Annotated in this window: 11 protein-coding genes; all 11 read right to left on the reverse strand. The window is 62.9% G+C overall.

Annotated elements, in window-relative coordinates:
* Positions 1-67: 67 nt before the first annotated feature.
* The 11 genes from KRX51_RS09080 to KRX51_RS09130 all read right to left on the reverse strand — a co-directional run bounded on the left by KRX51_RS09080 (position 68) and on the right by KRX51_RS09130 (position 17986).
* A complete protein-coding gene (locus KRX51_RS09080) occupies positions 68-748 on the reverse strand; it encodes a TM2 domain-containing protein (protein ID WP_218362813.1) in 681 nt (226 codons plus the stop codon).
* A 111-nt stretch (positions 749-859) separates the two neighbouring features.
* Positions 860-2416, reverse strand: a complete 1557-nt coding sequence (locus tag KRX51_RS09085) for an acyl-CoA carboxylase subunit beta (protein WP_218362814.1) — start codon at positions 2414-2416, stop codon at positions 860-862.
* Between the two features lie 38 nt (positions 2417-2454).
* Positions 2455-7374 (reverse strand): polyketide synthase Pks13, encoded by a 4920-nt coding sequence (gene pks13 / locus KRX51_RS09090; protein WP_218362815.1) that lies wholly within the window; start codon positions 7372-7374, stop codon positions 2455-2457.
* Positions 7375-7482: 108 nt separating this feature from the next.
* A complete protein-coding gene (locus KRX51_RS09095; RefSeq protein WP_218362816.1) occupies positions 7483-9357 on the reverse strand; it encodes an AMP-binding protein in 1875 nt (624 codons plus the stop codon).
* Between the two features lie 152 nt (positions 9358-9509).
* Positions 9510-10400 (reverse strand): cutinase family protein, encoded by an 891-nt coding sequence (locus KRX51_RS09100; protein WP_370625081.1) that lies wholly within the window; start codon positions 10398-10400, stop codon positions 9510-9512.
* A gap of 5 nt (positions 10401-10405) precedes the next feature.
* On the reverse strand, positions 10406-10921 hold the full coding sequence (locus KRX51_RS09105) for a DUF732 domain-containing protein (protein WP_218362817.1): 516 nt from the start codon (positions 10919-10921) through the stop codon (positions 10406-10408).
* Positions 10918-12858, reverse strand: a complete 1941-nt coding sequence (locus KRX51_RS09110; protein ID WP_218362818.1) for an alpha/beta hydrolase-fold protein — start codon at positions 12856-12858, stop codon at positions 10918-10920. The genes KRX51_RS09105 and KRX51_RS09110 overlap by 4 nt, the downstream gene beginning before the upstream one ends.
* Before the next feature lie 337 nt (positions 12859-13195).
* A complete protein-coding gene (locus KRX51_RS09115; protein ID WP_218362819.1) occupies positions 13196-14224 on the reverse strand; it encodes an alpha/beta hydrolase family protein in 1029 nt (342 codons plus the stop codon).
* A 236-nt stretch (positions 14225-14460) separates the two neighbouring features.
* The gene (locus KRX51_RS09120) at positions 14461-15462 is read right to left on the reverse strand and encodes a decaprenyl-phosphate phosphoribosyltransferase (protein ID WP_218362820.1); all 1002 of its coding nucleotides are present in this window, start codon (positions 15460-15462) and stop codon (positions 14461-14463) included.
* Positions 15463-15474: 12 nt separating this feature from the next.
* Positions 15475-15999 (reverse strand): phosphatase PAP2 family protein, encoded by a 525-nt coding sequence (locus KRX51_RS09125; protein WP_218362821.1) that lies wholly within the window; start codon positions 15997-15999, stop codon positions 15475-15477.
* Positions 15977-17986, reverse strand: coding sequence for a glycosyltransferase (locus KRX51_RS09130; protein WP_218362822.1), 2010 nt, complete (start codon positions 17984-17986; stop codon positions 15977-15979). Before KRX51_RS09130 ends, KRX51_RS09125 begins: the two co-directional genes overlap by 23 nt.
* Between the last annotated feature and the right edge of the window lie 6 nt (positions 17987-17992).

Genomic DNA, 17992 nt, shown 5'->3' on the forward strand with positions numbered 1-17992 from the left:
GGCCTACTGAAGGCGCCCCGACGGTTATGCCGTCGGGGCGCCTTTTTCTCGTCGGTGCGTACTCCAACTACTTCACGGGTACGCCCTTAGCGTCTCGGTCATAGCCTGCCGAACCCATCAGGATCAGAATGAACTCGATGAAGACCCAAATGTAGAGACCACCGAGGATGACGAAACCGACCACGAAAAGGATGGTGAGCCAGCCGAACAGGAACAGGACCAACTGGGTGACAGCGCGACCGGTGTAGCCGAGGTAGAAATTGTGCGCGCCGATACCGCCGATGAAGAACGCTAATAGCGCAGCGGCGACCTGGCTTTTCTGCAATGCCTGCGGCGGCTGGCCAGCCCACTGCTGCGGGGCGCCGTACTGCTGCTGGCCGGCGTACTGTTGCTGACCCCCGTATTGCTGCTGGCCACCGTACTGCTGCTGGCCACCGTACTGCTGCTGGCCACCGTACTGTTGCGGGGCACCCCACTGCTGACCAGCTTGCTGCTGGCCGCTGTACTGCTGCGGAGCACTCCACTGCTGGTTGCCCTGCTGCTGCGGTGCTTCGTACTGCTGCGGGGCGTTATTCTGCGACTGGCCGTCGTTGTGCGGCTGGCCGTCGTTGTGCGGCCAGTTATAGGCAGCAGGCTGGGCGCTAGACTGCTGGGCTTCCTTCTGGCTGCCGTCATTATTGTCAAAAGACGACGTGGGGTTATCGAAGGGTGCCGAACCGGATTCGCGGTCCTGGTCATGTTCTGCCATGGGGAACTCCTAATGAAAATGCGGATTAGAGATTATCCTGTCTAGTTTTTCAGTATAAACAAGACACCTGCCGCATTGATTAGCAGTACCTAACCACCCCCCGATGAACCATTACATCGGGAATATCTCGTGCTTCTTCCACATCTGCGGCGGCTGCTTATCGCGTAGTTGGGCAAGGGCACGACGCAACTGCACCCGGGTATCCCGCGGCTGGATCATGGCGTCGATATAGCCACGCTCAGCGGCAACATACGGGCTGGTCATATTGTCGTTGTAGTAGTCGATGAACATCTTCTTCGCCGCTGCCTGCTGCTCTACCGGCAGCTGAGCTAGCTCCTTGCCCTTGAGCATGATGACGGCAGCTTCGGCACCCATCACTGCGATCTGGGCCGTGGGCCAGGCGAAGTTCAGGTCTGCGCCGAGGTTCTTCGACCCCATCACCGCATACGCACCACCGAAGGCCTTGCGCACAATAACGGTTACCTTCGGCACACTGACCTGCGCCAAAACATAACCCAGCTTCGCGCCGCGGTGAATAATGCCGGCCTTTTCTTGCTGCACACCAGGCAGGTAGCCGGGAGTGTCCACCACGTACACCAGCGGGATGTTGTAGGCATCGCAGATCTGGCTGAACCGGGCACCTTTATCAGAGCATTCCGCATCCAGGCAGCCAGCCAAATGCATCGGCTGGTTCGCCAGCACACCGACGGTGCGGCCATCGACGCGGGCGAAACCAGTCACCAAGTTCGGGGCGTAATCAGCCTGTACCTCCAGGAAGTCCTCATCATCGAAGATCCTGGTGAGTACTTCCATAATGTCGAAGCCCGCATTGGGATCATCAGGGATGATGGTGTCCAGGCTGGTATCCCGATCGGTGAGCTCATCGGAGGGCGCCCAGTAGGCCGGCAGCGGTTCCTGCATCGTGTTGGGCAGATGATCGAGCAGATCATGGACGTAATCGAAAGCATCGTCTTCGCTATCGGCAACATAGGACACATTGCCATTGCGGGCCTGCTGTTCGGCGCCGCCCAGTTCGGCAGCAGAAATATTCTCGCCCGTCACAGAGCGAATCACTTCCGGGCCGGTGATAAACAGCTCCGCACGATCACGCACCGCCACCACGAAGTCAGTCGTCACCGGGGCGTAGACCGCACCACCGGCACATTTGCCGAGCATCACCGAGATCTGCGGACTCCGGCCAGACAGCGGGATCTGTCGGCGCGCGATCTCGGAGTACATGGCCAACGACGTCACTGCGTCCTGAATACGGGCACCGCCGGAATCCTGCACACCAATAATGGGACAACCCACCCGGTCAGCAATATCCATCAGGGCACACACCTTCTTACCGAAGGTCACACCCACCGAACCGCCATAAACAGACTTATCGTGCGCGTACACCGCCACCGGCCGGCCATTAATGCGGGCAGTGCCGGTCACCACGCCGTCACCATACGGCGCATCCGGGTCGCCAGGGGTCTGCCCCAGCGCACCCATCTCCACAAAGGAACCCTCGTCGACAAGCCGAGCGATGCGCTGCCGCGGGGTGGTAATACCCGCAGCATCACGACGCTGCTTAGCGCGTTCGCTGCCCGGGTCCTGGGCGCGGTCGAGGCGCTGATGCAGGTCAGCGAGCTTGCCTGCCGTGGTGTCCGTATCAGTGCTCACTTCTGTCTCCACCCGTGGTTGGTGTACGTCATGGCCATTCACACGCCGTCGGTAAGCGCCCGGGACATACGCTCACCGACGGTGGCGATCTCCGGCTCGTCGACCACGCCAAGATGGTCGCCGTTGAGGTGAATGATCTCCAAATCCTTGACGATAGCCGACCAACCGCCGTCCTCGGCGATAGTCGCGTAGCGCGGTTCGAGCTCCACTGCCCCCTCATGCATCCGCTCGGCGCGGAACAACAACACCGGGGCGCTGACATCGGCCCAGGTCTCGAAGTCCACCGCAGCCAAAATGCGGTTATCGACGAAGGACGTGCGCTGGTGCTCCAACACACCACCGGACATGCCGCTGGAACTATCCATGCTGGCGGCCATCTGGCCGAGCATATCCAGCATTGCGTCCTCACCCTGGGCATCGAGTAGGGCGTGCGGCACCTCGAAATCCAGCCCGTAGGTTTTCTTCGCAAACGCGGCGTAGCGGTCCCACCGGGCATGCATTTCTTCACGGGTCTGCGGAGCCGGATCGGCAGGCTGCACCGTATCGAGCAAAGCGATGAACTCCGGTTCGATCCCCTTCGCCCGCAGCTGGTGGGCGGCTTCATAGGCGAGGATGCCGCCAAAACTCCACCCACCCAAGACGATGCCGTGGCCGTCGGCACGCTGTTCAATCAGCGGTAAGTAACCGGCCACACGGTCGGCGAGTTCACCCTCGACACGTTCAATGCCGTAAACCGGCACATCTTCAGGAAGGCGGCGGACCAGCGGCTTATACACCGCAGTGGACCCGCCGGCGGCGTGGAAAAGGAAAACTGCAGGCTGAGTGGAACCCTCGGGGCGCTCGCGCAGCACTCGCACCGGGCCATCAGTCCCGCCATCAATATGGGGGCGCACCACATCGGCGATCTCGGCGATGGTGGTGGCGTGGGCAATATCGTCGGCCTGCACGGTGGCGCCGACGCGGTCACTGAGCCGCTCAACGAGCGCGCGAGTGTTGTCCTCATCCAGGTCAGGCAGCTGATTAGTCACACCGCCAGCGGAGGTACCGATAACAGTCGCCCAGGTACCAAAGACCAGACGTTCGGTGTCATCGCGTGGTGGCACCCCAATGCCCTGGCTGTTCGGGGCGTCCGCAGCAGGCTCAGCTGCAACGGTGTCGGCGGCCTCGTCGGGGGCGTCTGGGGCCTCGTCGGCGGCTGCCTGGGCAGCGTCGTTTTTCTCCGCGACCTTCTGCTCCACCAGGGTGATCACATCCTGGACAGCAGCATCGCGCAGTGCCTGCACCTGCAAAGGCGGAATGCCGAAATCGTGCTCGACCCGGTTCTTAATCCGCATGCCCATCAGCGAATCCAGGCCCAAATCAATCAGCGGCAGCTCCAAAGGCAGATCATCGATCTCAAAGCCCATGGCTTCACCAATAATGGCGCGCAAATGATCGGAGACACTCTCCCCAGAATCAGGGTCCCACGAACCCGAAGGCTCCGCGCTGAGCGGCATCCCCGGCATTCCCGGCGCAGCAGGGGTGCGGTCGTCGCCCTGGCCCATGCCCAGGCCTGCCGGGTCAACAGCAGGATTCGGCGTGTTCTGCGCAGCAGCGGCCGGAGCACCGATGGTGGACAGGCCGGCTTCGGCAATGAGGGAAGTGCTATCGCCTTCGACGGCGTAGACCGACACGGCAGCACCACCGGGGTGGCGGGCAATGAGCACCGTGAGTTCACCGGACGCGGGCAGCGGGCTCGTTTCTTCCACCGCAACCACGGTGGCCTCAGGCAACGCGTCGGCAGCAACCGCATCAACCAGGGCGGAGATACTCGGGGCGTGCTCGGCTAGGGCGGCGTAGGCGACCCGGCCGTCGGGAAGCACCGTGCGCCGACCCGGCAGCCCGGCGCGGCTAGCGGAATTCGGGCGGGACGAGGTCCAGTAGCGCTGCCGGCGCCAGCGAATACCCGGCAAATCCGCATACCGGCCGGGTCCGGTCAGTTGGGTCAGATCAATCGGGTGCCCCTGGGCATACAGGGTGGCTGCGGCCGCAGAAAGGGAATCCGCGGCGGTTTCCTTACGTTTGGCCAGGTGCAGCAGTTCCGCATCGGGAACGCCCGCGGCCATGGCGGTGCCCATAATCGGCATGAGCGCCACCGGGTTCGGGGCGAATTCGACGAAGGTAACAAAACCAGCGGCGCAGGCCCGGGAAATAGCCTCAGCGAACCACACCGAACCGCGGGTGCAGCGAATGAAATAGTCGGCATCGTGCACGGTAGTGCCCGGGGCGACGGTGACGCCGCGATCCACGGAACTAAACAGCGGCACCGACACCGGCCGTGGCGCCAAGTCGGAGCACTCGTACCAGAGTTCACCCAACAGCGGGTCCAGCGCGGCAGTGTGTCCTGCGCCCTTGACCTGCAAAATGCGGGCATCGGTGCCCTGTTGCTCCAGGTAGGCGCAGATTCGTTCAATGGCCTCGCTGGGCCCACCAATAGTGGTCATCGTCGGGGCGGCGTAAACCGCCGGCTCCACACCCGCGAACTCGGGGTGCTCGGCAAGCAGCGTGTCCAGCTCGTCGACAGACAGCCCCACCATGGCCATGCCGCCGGACTTATCGTTGGCGGCCATATCCGCCTCGCCCTCACCCATCAGGCGGGAGCGGGCACACGCCACCCGCATGGCGGCCTCGGCGGTAAGACCATCGCAGGCGTAGGCGGCAGCTATCTCGCCCATGGACATGCCGACGACAGCGGCGGGCTGGCAGCCCAAAGCGCGCATCATATCGACCTGGGCGATCTGGATGGCGGTGATGGTGATCTGCGCCGATTCCAGGTCGTAATTGCGGGAATCATCGGCGATGAGCTCCAGCAACGACCAGCCGACCTCGCGCTGCACAATAGGTTCGAGACGCTCCAGGCTGGCCCGGAAAACCGGGGAAAGCGCCATCATGTCTTTGCCCATAGTGCGGTGCTGGGAACCGAACCCGGAGAACACCCACACCGGCCCCTGGGCCTGCGGGGCATCACAGGCGGCAATGGCCGGGGCGGCCTGCCCCTGGGCGACCTTGCGCATCCCGGTGATCGCGGCGTCGATATCGGTGGCGCGCACCACGGCCTTGGTGCGGCCGCGCGACCGAGTAGCCAGGGTGCGGGCAATATCGGTGAGATTGGCGTTGCGGTGGTTGTCGAGCCAGTCAGCAAGATCAGCCGCAGCTGCCCGACGACGTGATGGCAGCAGCCCAGAAATCGGCAATAAGGCCGGCATCGGGGCGCCGTCGGCACCAGCTGAGGCGGCGATATCGACGTCGATAAGCGGTACCGTCTCGACCTCTGGGGCCGGGGCAGGCGGCGGGGAGACCAGCACAATATGCGCATTGGTGCCGCCGAAACCGAAACCGGACACACCAGCGATCTTGCGGCCGGAGTACTCGGGCCACTCCCGGGGGTCTTCGACAACCTCGAGGCGACCGGCATCGAAATCGATATAGGGGTTCGGGCCGTTGTAGTGCAGCGATGGCGGCAAGGTGTCGTGGCGCATGGACTGGACGACCTTGATCACACCGGCGACACCAGCGGCGGCCTCTGTGTGGCCGAAGTTCGTTTTCGCGCTGCCCAATAAGGTGGGCTGGTCGGCGGGGCGGCCGCGACCAAGCACTGTGCCCAGGGCAAAGGCCTCAATGGGATCGCCGAGGATAGTGCCGGTGCCGTGGGCCTCGATATAGTCCACTTCGCGGGGGTCCACACCGGCGTCGGCGTAGGCGCGGCGCAGCACATCGACCTGGGCGTCCGGGTTGGGGGCGGTAAGCCCATTGGAGCGACCATCGGAATTGACTGCCGATCCCTGAATGACGGCGAGGACGTCATCACCATCGCGCTGGGCGTCTTCGAGGCGCTTGAGTACCACCAGGCCAGCACCATCGCCGCGGATCATGCCGGAGGCATCATCAGAAAAAGCGTGGATATCGCCGGTGGAGCTGAATACCCCCAACTGGCCGAAAGCCAGGGAAGCATGTGGGGTGGCCAGCAGGTTCACGCCGCCAGCCAGGGCAATATCGGCGTCGCCGTCGCGTAGTCCGCGCACGGCCTGGTGGATAGCCACCAGCGAGGAGGAGCAGGCAGTGTCGACCTGGATCGATGGCCCGCGGAAGTCGAAAGAGTAGGACAACCGGTTGGCGATGATGGACGAAGAACTGCCGGTGAGGGCGTAGGGGTGGAATGAGGCCGGGTCTGCAGAGATAAGCAGCCCGTAGTCATTACTGGTCGAACCGACGTAGACGCCAACAGGGGCGCCGCGCAGATCCGAGGCCGGGATATGGGCGTCTTCGAGGGCCTCCCAGGCAAGCTCGAGCAGCAGGCGCTGCTGGGGGTCCATATTTTCCGCCTCGACTGGGGAGAGGCCGAAAAATTCGGCGTCGAAACCGGTGATGTCGTCGAGGTAGCCGCCCCGCAGGTCCAGCTCAGCCATCGCGTCGACGACTTTCTGGTCACCGGAGTATTCCTGCCAGCGGTTTTCCGGTAGCGGGCCGGTGCCGCAGCGCCCGGCCACCAGCATGTCCCACATCTCATCGGGGTTATCCGCACCCGGGTAGCGCGCGGCCATGCCGACGATGGCGATATCCATATCGGTGAGCTGGTTATCGCGCACCGTCCGATTGCGGGCAGCGTCCACCCCGGAGAGGTAGGCGTCATAGGCGGTGTCATCGGGGTTGCTGTGATCACCGCCGACGAGGCGTACCGCCAGCGACTCGATGGTGGGGTATTCGTAGGCGACCGTCGCGTCTAGGTGCATGCCGATGAGGTTTTCGAGCTCACCGGAGAGCACCACAACATCGCGTGAGGACAGGCCGAGTTCCTCCATGGGGCGATCCGGGGTGACTTCGGCGGGAGTAAGACCCGTGGTGTCAATGATCCAATTGCGCAGCCAGTCGCGCATTTGCGCAACGGTGAAGTCAGCTCCGGGGTGTTTCGCGTCGGCCATGGTGCCAGGGCCCCTTTCCGGTTCCCCGCCACGTGGCGGGACCTGATGCGATGAGGGTTCCGGGTGGGAACCGAAGAACAATGACGGCAGCGCCTGCTTCCAAACGCTTTAGGCCTCCGCGGTGAAGGCCCCGTCGAGGTATGCCTGCTGGGCTACCCGTCGTGCGATCTTACCGGCCGAAGACCTCGGAATAGCGTCATTAGCGACGATCCGAACGTCGGCGGCGGTGATGCCATGCGCGGCGGAGACTTTCGCCCGGATGGCATCGACTGCTGCGGCATCATCGGCCGGGTCGCGGCGGGGGTCACGCTCACCAATAATGATGAGCTGCTCGGACTCGCCGGTGGCCTTTGCGCCGTCGGGCAGTGGCGTACCCGTCGGCACCGCGAAGGCAGCAACAGCCGAACCGGTGATCTGTTCGGTGGCGGACTCGGCGGTGTGCTCAATGTCCTGCGGGTAGTGGTTCCGACCAGCAATAATCACCAGGTCCTTGATGCGGCCGGTGATATGCAGTTCATTATCGATAAACACACCCAGGTCGCCGGTGGCCATCCACTCGGCGTCCTCGGGCACCCCGGCAGCGCGCGTGTCCTCGCCGCGGGTGGCGGCTAGTTTATTGCCGAATACGCGCTGGGAGGCCTCGGCGTCGGTGAGGTAGCCCATCGGAATATTGGGGCCGTGGACCCAGAACTCGCCGACGGTGCCGTCGGCAACCTCGGTGCGGGTTTCCGGGTCGACGGCGATGACGTTCTGTTTGCCGGCTGCCTGGCCGAGGCCGGTCAACGGCACAGCGTCGGCAGAGCCAGCGTCGACAACAGTGGGGGTACCGGCATTGAGGCTGTCCCGGTCCACCCAGGTAATCCGCGGGCGCTGTTCGGTCTGTGGGGTGGTGACCAGCAGCGTCGCCTCGGTCAGGCCATAGGAAGGCCGGATCACGTTGCGGGGCAGGCCGAAGGGGGCGAAGTTTTCGTAGAACTCGCGGGTGGCTTTTTCCGTGACCGGTTCGGAGCCGACGACGACGCCAGCCAGGCGGGACATGTCGATATCCGATCCCGGTTCCGGCACCGCGTAGCGGTTGGCCAGCTCGAGGGCGAAATTCGGCACCACGGTGTAGACGTTCTCTTCGTCATTGCGCGCCGAGAGCTGCTCCACCCAACGTTCCGGGTGCTGGATGAAATCGCGCGGGCTCATCAGGGAGAACGGCAAGCCCAGGGCGGTGACGAAGGCGCCGAGAATGATGCCCATATTGTGGTGCAGCGGCAGCCAGGTCACCATGCGCAATGGGGTTTGCAGCTGGGCTGCGCTGAAGATCTGGAAAACATTGGACAGCATCGATCCGGAGGTGATCCGCACGCCTTCCGGGGTGCGTGACGAACCGGAGGTAAACAGCAGGAAGGCCTCATCGCCGAGTTGGGTGGCGTATTTGGGGTCCTGTTCCCCGGATACCCAATCAGCAGCCAGGGTGTCCGGCAGTGCATCAACGACGATGACGCGGGGGCGTTCGGCCTGCGGCTTGTCTTTGAACAGGGCACGCACCGAAGAAGCGGAGCGCTTATCGGTGAGGACCAGTTCCGGGGTGGCGGCATCAAGCACGGCAACGAGGTGGTCGCCGTGGGCGGGCTCGGTGGGGTCGTAGAGCGGCATGGACACCAGGTGGGCGTACTGGGCGCCGAGGAAACCGAATAGGTACTCGGGGCTATTGCCCATCAGCAGCGCGACGCGCTGGCCTGGTTCGGATACCTGCTGTAGGCGCGCGGCGACGGCCTTGATGCGGGTATTGACTTCAGCGCGCGTGAAAGAGCGCACTTCCCCGTCTCGGCTGCTGGAGAAGTCGAGGTAGTCCAGCTGGGTGCCGTCGACATTGCCGGCCATTGTGGCGAGTTGGAACACCATCTCTGCCAGGCTGGGGATAGACATTGTTGGCGGGAAATTGAGTGCCCCATCGGGGCCGATGAACTGGTTCATCGCCATTTTCAGATCCATGGTGCCTCCGGTTCAGTTCGGGCGACGAGGGCCGCGTCGATGATCTGAGGTGACGATACCGTAGGTAAAGGTTTTGATACAGAACGTTATGTCCGCGCGTGTCAACGCCGCTTCGCCCGGTTACGGGCGACCAGCAGCATTGCCAGGCCGCACTATTGCGCCAACGCCTGGTCAATAAGACCCCGCGACCAATCAATGAGCCACTGGGTGGTCGTCGTGCCAGGGAAGACCGCCGGATTGCCGCCATAGGCGCCATGCACCTGGTCTGAGCCGATGTAGTCCAGGGCGCGCGCCACCCCATCAATATTTGGTGGGGCATCGCAGACAATGTCATTCGGCGCGCAGATTTCCTGCACTCGATCATTGATCTCACCGAAACCGCCCTCACGGGCACCGCGCATGGCGGTACCTGGCATCAGCTGCTGCACGGCGGGGCTATGCGGCAATAGCGCAACCTCAAGGCCCACACCTGCCACCGGCACCGAGGGCTGCTGCCCCTGATCCGGCACGCGGCGCGGATCGGCAACAACTGCTACACCAGCAACCCGGTCCGGGGCCACAGCGCCCTTATTCTGGCCGATAGCGGCGGCAACATCACCGGTAATCACCGCGCCCTGGGAGAAGCCCATCAGGATAAAGCGCGTATTCGGGCAGACCGCATTGGTGGCGCGCATTTCCTCTTCGAGTCGCGCCCGGCCCTCGGCCTGGGACTCATCGTAGGTGCGTTCGTGCTGCGCCTTGGGGTTTCGCAGCTGCGCCACATACGGCACGGTGTAGACCTTGACCTGCTCTGGGGTGTAGGAGTCCTGGAGCGGCTTGGTGACGTTGAGCAGCAGCGCGCCCGGGTTCGCCGCCGGGGTAAGCGGATCGTCATTGGAATTCGATTCACCGGTGCCCGGGGTGGAAATAACCTCGATAGCAGGGCAATCATCGTCGGCGATGGGGGTCGACGACGTACCCATCCACCGCCCTACCCCGACGCCAATAGCGACGAGGAGGGCGAGGACGGCGATAATGACGATCGCTTTATACAGGGCGCGCATGTCGTTTAGCAGTACGCCTTATCCGCAGACTTAGCAATTACTGCCGAGACTTCTTCGGGCTTTTTCTCGGTGCGGCCCTGGGCAACGAGCTGCCCAGCAGCGGCATCGACGATGGCCTTATCGGATTCGGTGCCATTGCAGTGGGCGTGCCCGGCGGCAATCAACTGGTCCTCGGTGCCGGAGATATCGACACCGAAGTCGGTGATTGCCAACAGGTAATCCTCATCGGCTTCGGTCAGCGGCATCCGATTATCCGGGGCTTCATCAATCCGCGTCGGGCCGGGGTCCGGGATCGGCGGGTCACCGGCCTTGGTCTTCGACGGGCGGGTGGAGTCAGCCTCAGTCTTTTTGTCCTTATCGTCCTTTTTCTTCGTCGTGGTCGACGTCGTGGTGACGATTTCGGTGTCGGTGACTTCCGAGTCCTCCACGGTCGCGCCACCACAGGCAGACACGCTCAGACCAGTGACCACCATGGCGGCAACCACTGCTGCCCGACGCTGGGACAGTGCACTGCGCCTCATCGACGCTCCTCCTGGATATTTCCGTTGATCTGGCGAATCCAGCCGCCCTGGAACTCCTGCTCCAGGCCACCGGACGGGATCTGCTTCTGATCACTGACGGGGTAGCCGAAGGGGCCGGTTTCCCAGCCGGACTTGCCCCAGTGGTCGAAGATGTCTCCCTTGGGAACCGAATGCGCACCGGTGGCGGGGTGCCAGTAGATGATGCCGTGTTCGAAGCGCTGCAGCACACCGCCCTGGGTCAGACCCTCGGGCTTGCCGATCGGATGCCCCAGGTCACCCTCGGGGCCGCCGAGCTCACGGTAGTGCTCACCAATCTTGCCGAACACTGCATACGGAGCGCCGTCGTTGACGCGGGTGATCACACCCTTTTCAAATTCCTGGATTTCGCCACCGGCGACCTCTCGCCGATCCGAGGTCGGGTAGCCCAGCGGTCCGAGCTCCCACTTATTATCGCCCCAGACGTTGAGGAAATCACCAAGCACCAGGTGCGCATCCAGCTTCGGGGTCCAGTAGATGGAGCCGTGTTCGAAGGTGACGAAGCGGCCGACACCATCGGGGGTGCCCAGCTCAGAACTCGTCGGGAAGCCCAGCACAGAGTTCGGGCCGCCAAGTTCGGCGTAGCGGGCACCGATCCGGCCGTAGAGCAAGTGGGCGCCGGTATTGGGGTGCCAGTATGCGCGACCATTGGTGAAGTCCTGGGCCACGCCGCCATCACCGATGGGGTATTCATCGGACAGGCAGTTGCCCAGTCCCTCGAAGCTGGCTACCTTCTGCTCGATCGCGCCCTTCACGGTGCAGGTCACGCCGCGGTCCCCGGGGCCGAGATTGAGGGCGTCAGCGATCTGGGCCCAGGCCTGGGTGGTCTCAAACTGCCAGTACGGCCAGGTGTGGGTGCCGGACTCGCGGAATTGCACGGTGACATCAACGTCGGCACGCCGAGCTTCCTGGACGAAGGTCTCCGTGGTCATCCGGGAAAGCAGCTCTAAGCCCCAACCAGCGGTATTGGCGGGCAGGTTCGGGTCGTAGGTTGATGGTTCATCCCACTGGCCGGTATTGCCGTTGCCAGCCGAAACGTAGACGCTCATGCCGCGCAGCGCCTCGATACCAAGCTTGGGGTCATTATCGACCCAACGCTGCGAACCCGGCGGGCCCCACATCTTGCCGGCGTCATAGCCACCGGTTTCCGCTACTGCCGACGCAATAGCGGCAGGCATACCCGGTGAGGTCGTGTCGAGGTAACCGGAGAAGCTAGCGACGAAACGGAACAGGTCCGGGTGGTGTTCGGCAATATTGACCGCCGCGGTGCCGCCCATGGACAGGCCGGTAATGGCGCGGTCACCATTGGCGCGCCAGCCTTCGCGCAGCACCGGGATCATCTCGTTGATGAGGAAGGTCTCCCACATGTAGTGACCATCCTTATTCGGCTGGTCCCAGTCGGTGTAGAAGGACGCCTGCCCGCCGACGGGCATGACCACCATGACGTTCTTATCGCTGTAGAACTGGCCGATGGTGGTTTCGGTGCTCCAGCCGGAGAAGTCCTCGCGGGCGCGCATGCCATCGAGGTGCCAGACGGTCGGGAATGTCCGGTCCGGGGAGCGGTACCAGTCGCGCGGCAGCATCAGTTCCACGGCGATCGGGTGGTCGGTCATGACCGCGGAATTGATAAAGAGCTTGACGTGGCGTTCGGTGAGCCACTGGACCTTCTCGACGCTGACGCCTTCTGGCAGTCCTTCGAGGACCTGGTTGGTCTCTCGGATAGGGGAACGTTCCTGATCGGGCTGCGGCTGCGGAGTCCATTCCGACGACCCGGGCAACTGCGGCTGAGCGGCCGCAGGGGCAGCCACCGTAGTAACCGCGAGGCCTGCGGAAAGGGGAAGCGCCAGCGCGGCGGCCAGCAGGCGGCGACCTGCCGACATACGGGGAGCAGTCTGACTCATCTGGTGGCGATCCTTTGCTTGATTAGTAGCGGTGGCGGCCAACGGGGCATAGCAATGCGCCGATAGCCGGGCTTCCGCCGCGGTGTGTCCGGGGGTTCCCCTCCCCCGGAAAACAGCGAACGCAGACGCGGATGCCGGTGTAACAACTTCGTGTCTACAGGCACGGTGCCCTAAATCCGCGGAGACTCGCGGAAGAATTAAGGCTTAAGTTTAACTTTAAGGTTTTTGTGCGGAAAAGTCAGCCCTCACCGCCACCTTTTCCACCCATAAATTCCACACACAAAAGCGGCCTGGAGACAATCTCCAGGCCGCTTTGAGACGCGGGCGTCAGCCGGTATTACCAGGCGCCGTGCCAGTCCAGGACACGCTTCTTCACATCCCACAGGTTGCGCTCCCACAGCTGCCACACGTGGATGCCGGTGGGCGAGTAATTCACCGTGAAGTCCAGACCCTGGGCACGAGCGGCGCGCTCAAACTCAAGGGTGGAGGCACGGGAGAAAGCTTCCAGACCGATACCGGGAACCATGCCGGGCAGGCTGTAAAGAATCTCCGGCTGGGCCACATTGTCCGGAACACCGGTAGCCGAGGAGATGTAGACATCGCCAACATTCTTCAGCTTGTCAATATTGAGGAACGGGTCATTGCGGACTCGCTCCGGGGAGCCCGGCACGCCCCACATATCCATCGAGTTGTAGCCACCAGCATCAGCCTGGGAAGCAGCAATCGCGGCGGACATACCCGGTGCAGTGGTGTGCAGGTAACCGGAGAACGCCAGCGACTGGCTGAACTTATCCGGGTGGTTGTAGGCCAGCGACAGGGCGGCGGAAGCACCCATGGACAGACCACCGATGGAGTTACCCGTCGGGGAAACACCGAAGTGCTGGCTGAGGTAGTTCGGCAGTTCCTGGGTCAGGAAGGTCTCGAACTTGTAGTTGAACTGGCGACCATCGATGGTACGCGAAGGATTATTCCAGTCGGTCCAGAACGAAGCGGTGCCGCCGGCGGGCATCACAATATTGAGGTTGGAGTCCTCAAAGACCTTCGGAGCGTTACCTTCCCAGGTCCAATCCGAGTAACCCAGCGGCGCACGCAGACCATCAAGCAGGTACAGAGCCTTATTGCCACCATCACGGGAGGGGACGATCTGCACCGGAATATTGGTGTCCATCGCCGGCGAGTACACCTGACAGATCTGCACCCAGTACTGGTAGGCGTCGAACACACAGCCAGGGCGCAGGTGCGAACGATTTGGCGAGGCTTCCGCCTGCTGCATGCTCGCGGTCAAGACCCCTGCAACAACTGCGAGGGCAAGGATCGCGGCAAAGACCCTCGATTTCCCACCGCGGAAGATGGCGCTGGCGTTCATATTTCTCCTAAAGCTTGTCGTTCAACCGTGGACTGGCGTCGGTTGAGCAGTACTTCTCGATATAAGGGCCATGCTGGACAACAACCCAGCACGGCACCGTTCATCAGAGCTATCGGTTCTTCGAACCGCTACGTTACCGAATCGTCACAAAATGTGACAGTCAATCAATTATTTCCGGCAAAACTTTCTCCCTCATTTCAGGGGTGCACGGCAGCACACCAGCGATATTTCGGTACCTACAGGCCCAGCGACGGCACCACATAGACCGCCACCGCAATACTGATCAACCACAACACCGCCAACGCCTGCAGCGGCCGGTCCCGCAACGCAATCTCATCAGGACTACCCGCATCACCACGATCAACATCTGCGGCATACCGCAAAATCGCGACCGTAAACGGCACCATCGACACCTGGTACCACACCCGCGCAGCCTCGCTGGCGCTCCGCGCCATCTCAAAGCCCCACAGGGCATAGGCAAGCACCACAGCAGTCGCCGACAACGTCCACACGAAACGCAAATACGTAGCGGTGTACCCCCGCAGCGAACGCCGAATCTGCTTACCGGTGCGCTCCGCCAGCAACAACTCGGCATACCGCTTACCCGCAGCCATAAACAACGAACCAAAAGCAGCGACCAACAAGAACCACTGCGACAACACGATCGCCGCGGCGACACCACCGGCCATAGCGCGCAGCATAAAACCAGAGCTGACCAGGGCAATATCAATCACCGGCTGGTGCTTCCAACCGAAGCAGTAACCCAGCTGCAGCACGATATAAACCGCGGCAACAATCGCCAACCCCGGGCCCGAAGACGCCAGGAAGGACAGCCCCAGCGCCAACACAATAAGCGCCACAGCCATCACATACGCCAACGCCACCGGCAACACACCAGCAGCGATCGGCCGGTAGCGCTTCGTCGGATGCGCGCGGTCAGACTCCACATCACGGGCATCATTAATGAGATAAATCGACGAAGCCGCCAAACAGAACACAACGAAGGCGATGCCGACGTCGGCAAGCGTGCGGCCATTGGCCAACGTATCCGCACCAGCAGCCAACGGCGCCGCGATTACCAGCGCATTCTTCGTCCACTGCTTCGGGCGCAGCGCCTTCATCATGCCGTCGAGCAGATTGCGCGGCGGATGGCCCTGGGGATGCACCGGCTCATCAATGCCGTAGGTATGCGGCTCCGAGCCAAGAGCAAGCCCATCCTGATTGTCATGCGTGGTCACTGGAAGCCTCTTCTATCGAGTGCGGATATTCTCGGCGATCGCCGCGCTGGCAATACCCAACGCAGCACCGGCGGCAACATCGGTCGGATAATGCACGCCCAACACCAACCGGGACACCATGATCGCCGGCACGCCCAGCAAAGGCGCCCGCGAGCCGGTGATGCGCGAAATCGCTACCAACGCCGCCGTCGTCGACGTCGCATGGGAGGACGGAAAACTCAACGTACTCGGCGTTGCAACACCAATAACGATCCGGGGGTCATGCGGGCGCGGCCGACGCACAATGCGCTTGAGCACCACCGAAGCGGCATGCGAACCGAAAACGGCAACTCCCGCGCTGCCCCACTTCTGCCGGTCCTCCCCGCTGGTGACTGCCCACCCAATGCCAGTAGTCAGCAACCACCCCGCGGCGTGCTCACCGAACAGGCTCATTGCCCGCGCACCCGGCAGCACGCCCGGAACGTCGGTAAGCGCCTGCTGGATCGCCACCAGGACATCGGATTCGTGGAAGGGATCACCCTTGATTGTCGAAGACATCGGCCCACCTTTCACGGCTGGTTAGCTCTGGTAACGCCGCGCGGTAGCGACGGCGCATCTCATCGAAACGCTGCTCAACCTCACGGCGCAGCTGCTTCGACTCCTTGGCAAGCTCAGCGGCTTGTTCCCGATCCCGGCGCCGGTAGACCACACCACGACCATCGGCCGTGGTCACAGTCACCCCATCGACCCGGGACAAGGAGAACCACCGAGCCTCAATCGGGGCGAGATTGGCCTGCGGCACCTCATGGTGGGTCGGGTCAGCAGGGCGGGCACTATGGGCCAGCCCCTTGGCTAACCACACTGCCTTCTTCACCTTCGCCAAACGGCCACCGATATCCTTAATCGGCACCCCCGGGATACCCGACGGGGCCGGCAACTCAGCGGCACTAGGCAGCACCACCGCGTCGGAGAACTCCTTCCGCATCCCCGCAACCTTCGGCAACGCCGACTCGAGAATGTCGAAAAGATTATCCGGGCCGGCCAGGAAATCGCGCATCGCCTCGTTCTGGATCGCCACCGTGGAGTACTCCAGGCACAACAGATGCTTATGCGTGGCCTTGCGCATCGAAGCCAGCAACCCGGAGATAGCGCCGTCGTGTTGCAAGGCGGCGACGATCAAACGGTTGCGCAGGTGGAAATAGGCCTGCCAGTCAATGGCATCATCCTTATCCGACCAGGCCATATGCCAGATGGCGATACCCGGCCAGGTGGCGGTGGGAAAACCCGCATTGCCCGCCCGCAGGCCATATTCGGCGTCATCCCACTTAATAAATAGGGGCAGCGGCTGGCCGATAGTTTCGGCCACCACCCGCGGGATGAGGCACATCCACCAGCCGTTGTAATCGACATCAATGCGCCGGTGCAGGTCCCGGGAGTCAATGGTCTCCCCGGCCGGGTTAGTGCCGTGTGCACCACGGTCGCGCAGCGGGTGGGCGTGGAAATCATGGTCGTAATGCACATGCGGGGCCGAGGTCCACATGAAATCGGCGCGGTTCACAACCTCGCCCATAGAGTGCAGATGCGAACGTTCCTGCAGGTTCAGCATCTGGCCGCCGATCAGCATGGGTTGCTTGGCGTAGCGACCAGCGGCCACCGCACGCAGAATCGAGTCCGGCTCAATGGCGATATCGTCGTCCATATACAGCACAAACGGGCTGTCCGTAGCGCGGTTCGGGTCACCGTCGGGCCCGCCGAGGGCCTCGAACATAATGCGTGAATAACCACCAGAGCCGCCCAGGTTGCCCTGCGTAAAGATCCGCAACCGGTCCCCGAAATGCTCCGCCAAGGCTGCAAAACCAGGCTCATCGGCCGGGTGCTTGGTGCCCTGGTCCGGCATGAGGATCGCGTCGATAATGCCATCGACCTCGGGGTCACTGGCCAGTGCGGCAAGGGCGGCGACTGCGTCGGCAGGCCGGTTGAACGTCGGGATGCCCACCGTGACACGGCCCTGGGGGGCCGGCTGCACAGTCCCGTCCGGGTGGACCTGGTCGCCAGCATCAACTGGGGCGTACCACGCCGCCGAGTGCACCACGACGTCCGTTTCACAGGTCAGGTCGAACCAGATCCAGCCACCGTCTTCAAAAGCCGACAGCGGGATCTCAATATCGGTGCTGTGCATCCCGTCGCCACTACCGGGGCCACCGGCGAGCTGCCCGGTTACCGCAATCCGGGCGCCGTCAATCTTGGAGCGATACACATCGATTCGGGCAGTGCCGGTCAGCTCCAGGTGCAGCACCACGGCATCCAGTTGCGACCAGCGGCGCCAATACGACGCCGGGAAAGCATTGAAGTAGGTCTCGAAACTGACCTCGTCGCCGGCCGCGATCTCCGCTGAGGTGCGCGAGGTGACGCGCACGCGGGCGGTGTTGGTATCCGGCTCGACGAGGTAGAGCGAGCGCACATCGCGGGGCTCGCCCAGCTTCGGCAGAAGAATGCGCTGCAGTCGGCGGCTGGTGTTAGCGGCCGGAGCTGATGCTGAGCTCACGGGGCC

This window comes from Corynebacterium sp. TAE3-ERU12 (assembly GCF_019209905.1).
Lineage (GTDB): Bacteria > Actinomycetota > Actinomycetes > Mycobacteriales > Mycobacteriaceae > Corynebacterium.

Excerpts from the sequence above, each read along its gene's own strand:
- KRX51_RS09100 (WP_370625081.1), bottom strand. The coding sequence starts at position 10,400 with ATGCGCGCCCTGTATAAAGCGATCGTCATTATCGCCGTCCTCGCCCTC.
- KRX51_RS09115 (WP_218362819.1), bottom strand. The coding sequence starts at position 14,224 with ATGAACGCCAGCGCCATCTTCCGCGGTGGGAAATCGAGGGTCTTTGCC.
- KRX51_RS09110 (WP_218362818.1), bottom strand. The coding sequence starts at position 12,858 with ATGAGTCAGACTGCTCCCCGTATGTCGGCAGGTCGCCGCCTGCTGGCC.
- KRX51_RS09095 (WP_218362816.1), bottom strand. The coding sequence starts at position 9,357 with ATGGATCTGAAAATGGCGATGAACCAGTTCATCGGCCCCGATGGGGCA.
- KRX51_RS09125 (WP_218362821.1), bottom strand. The coding sequence starts at position 15,999 with ATGTCTTCGACAATCAAGGGTGATCCCTTCCACGAATCCGATGTCCTG.
- pks13 (WP_218362815.1), bottom strand. The coding sequence starts at position 7,374 with ATGGCCGACGCGAAACACCCCGGAGCTGACTTCACCGTTGCGCAAATG.
- KRX51_RS09080 (WP_218362813.1), bottom strand. The coding sequence starts at position 748 with ATGGCAGAACATGACCAGGACCGCGAATCCGGTTCGGCACCCTTCGAT.
- KRX51_RS09105 (WP_218362817.1), bottom strand. The coding sequence starts at position 10,921 with ATGAGGCGCAGTGCACTGTCCCAGCGTCGGGCAGCAGTGGTTGCCGCC.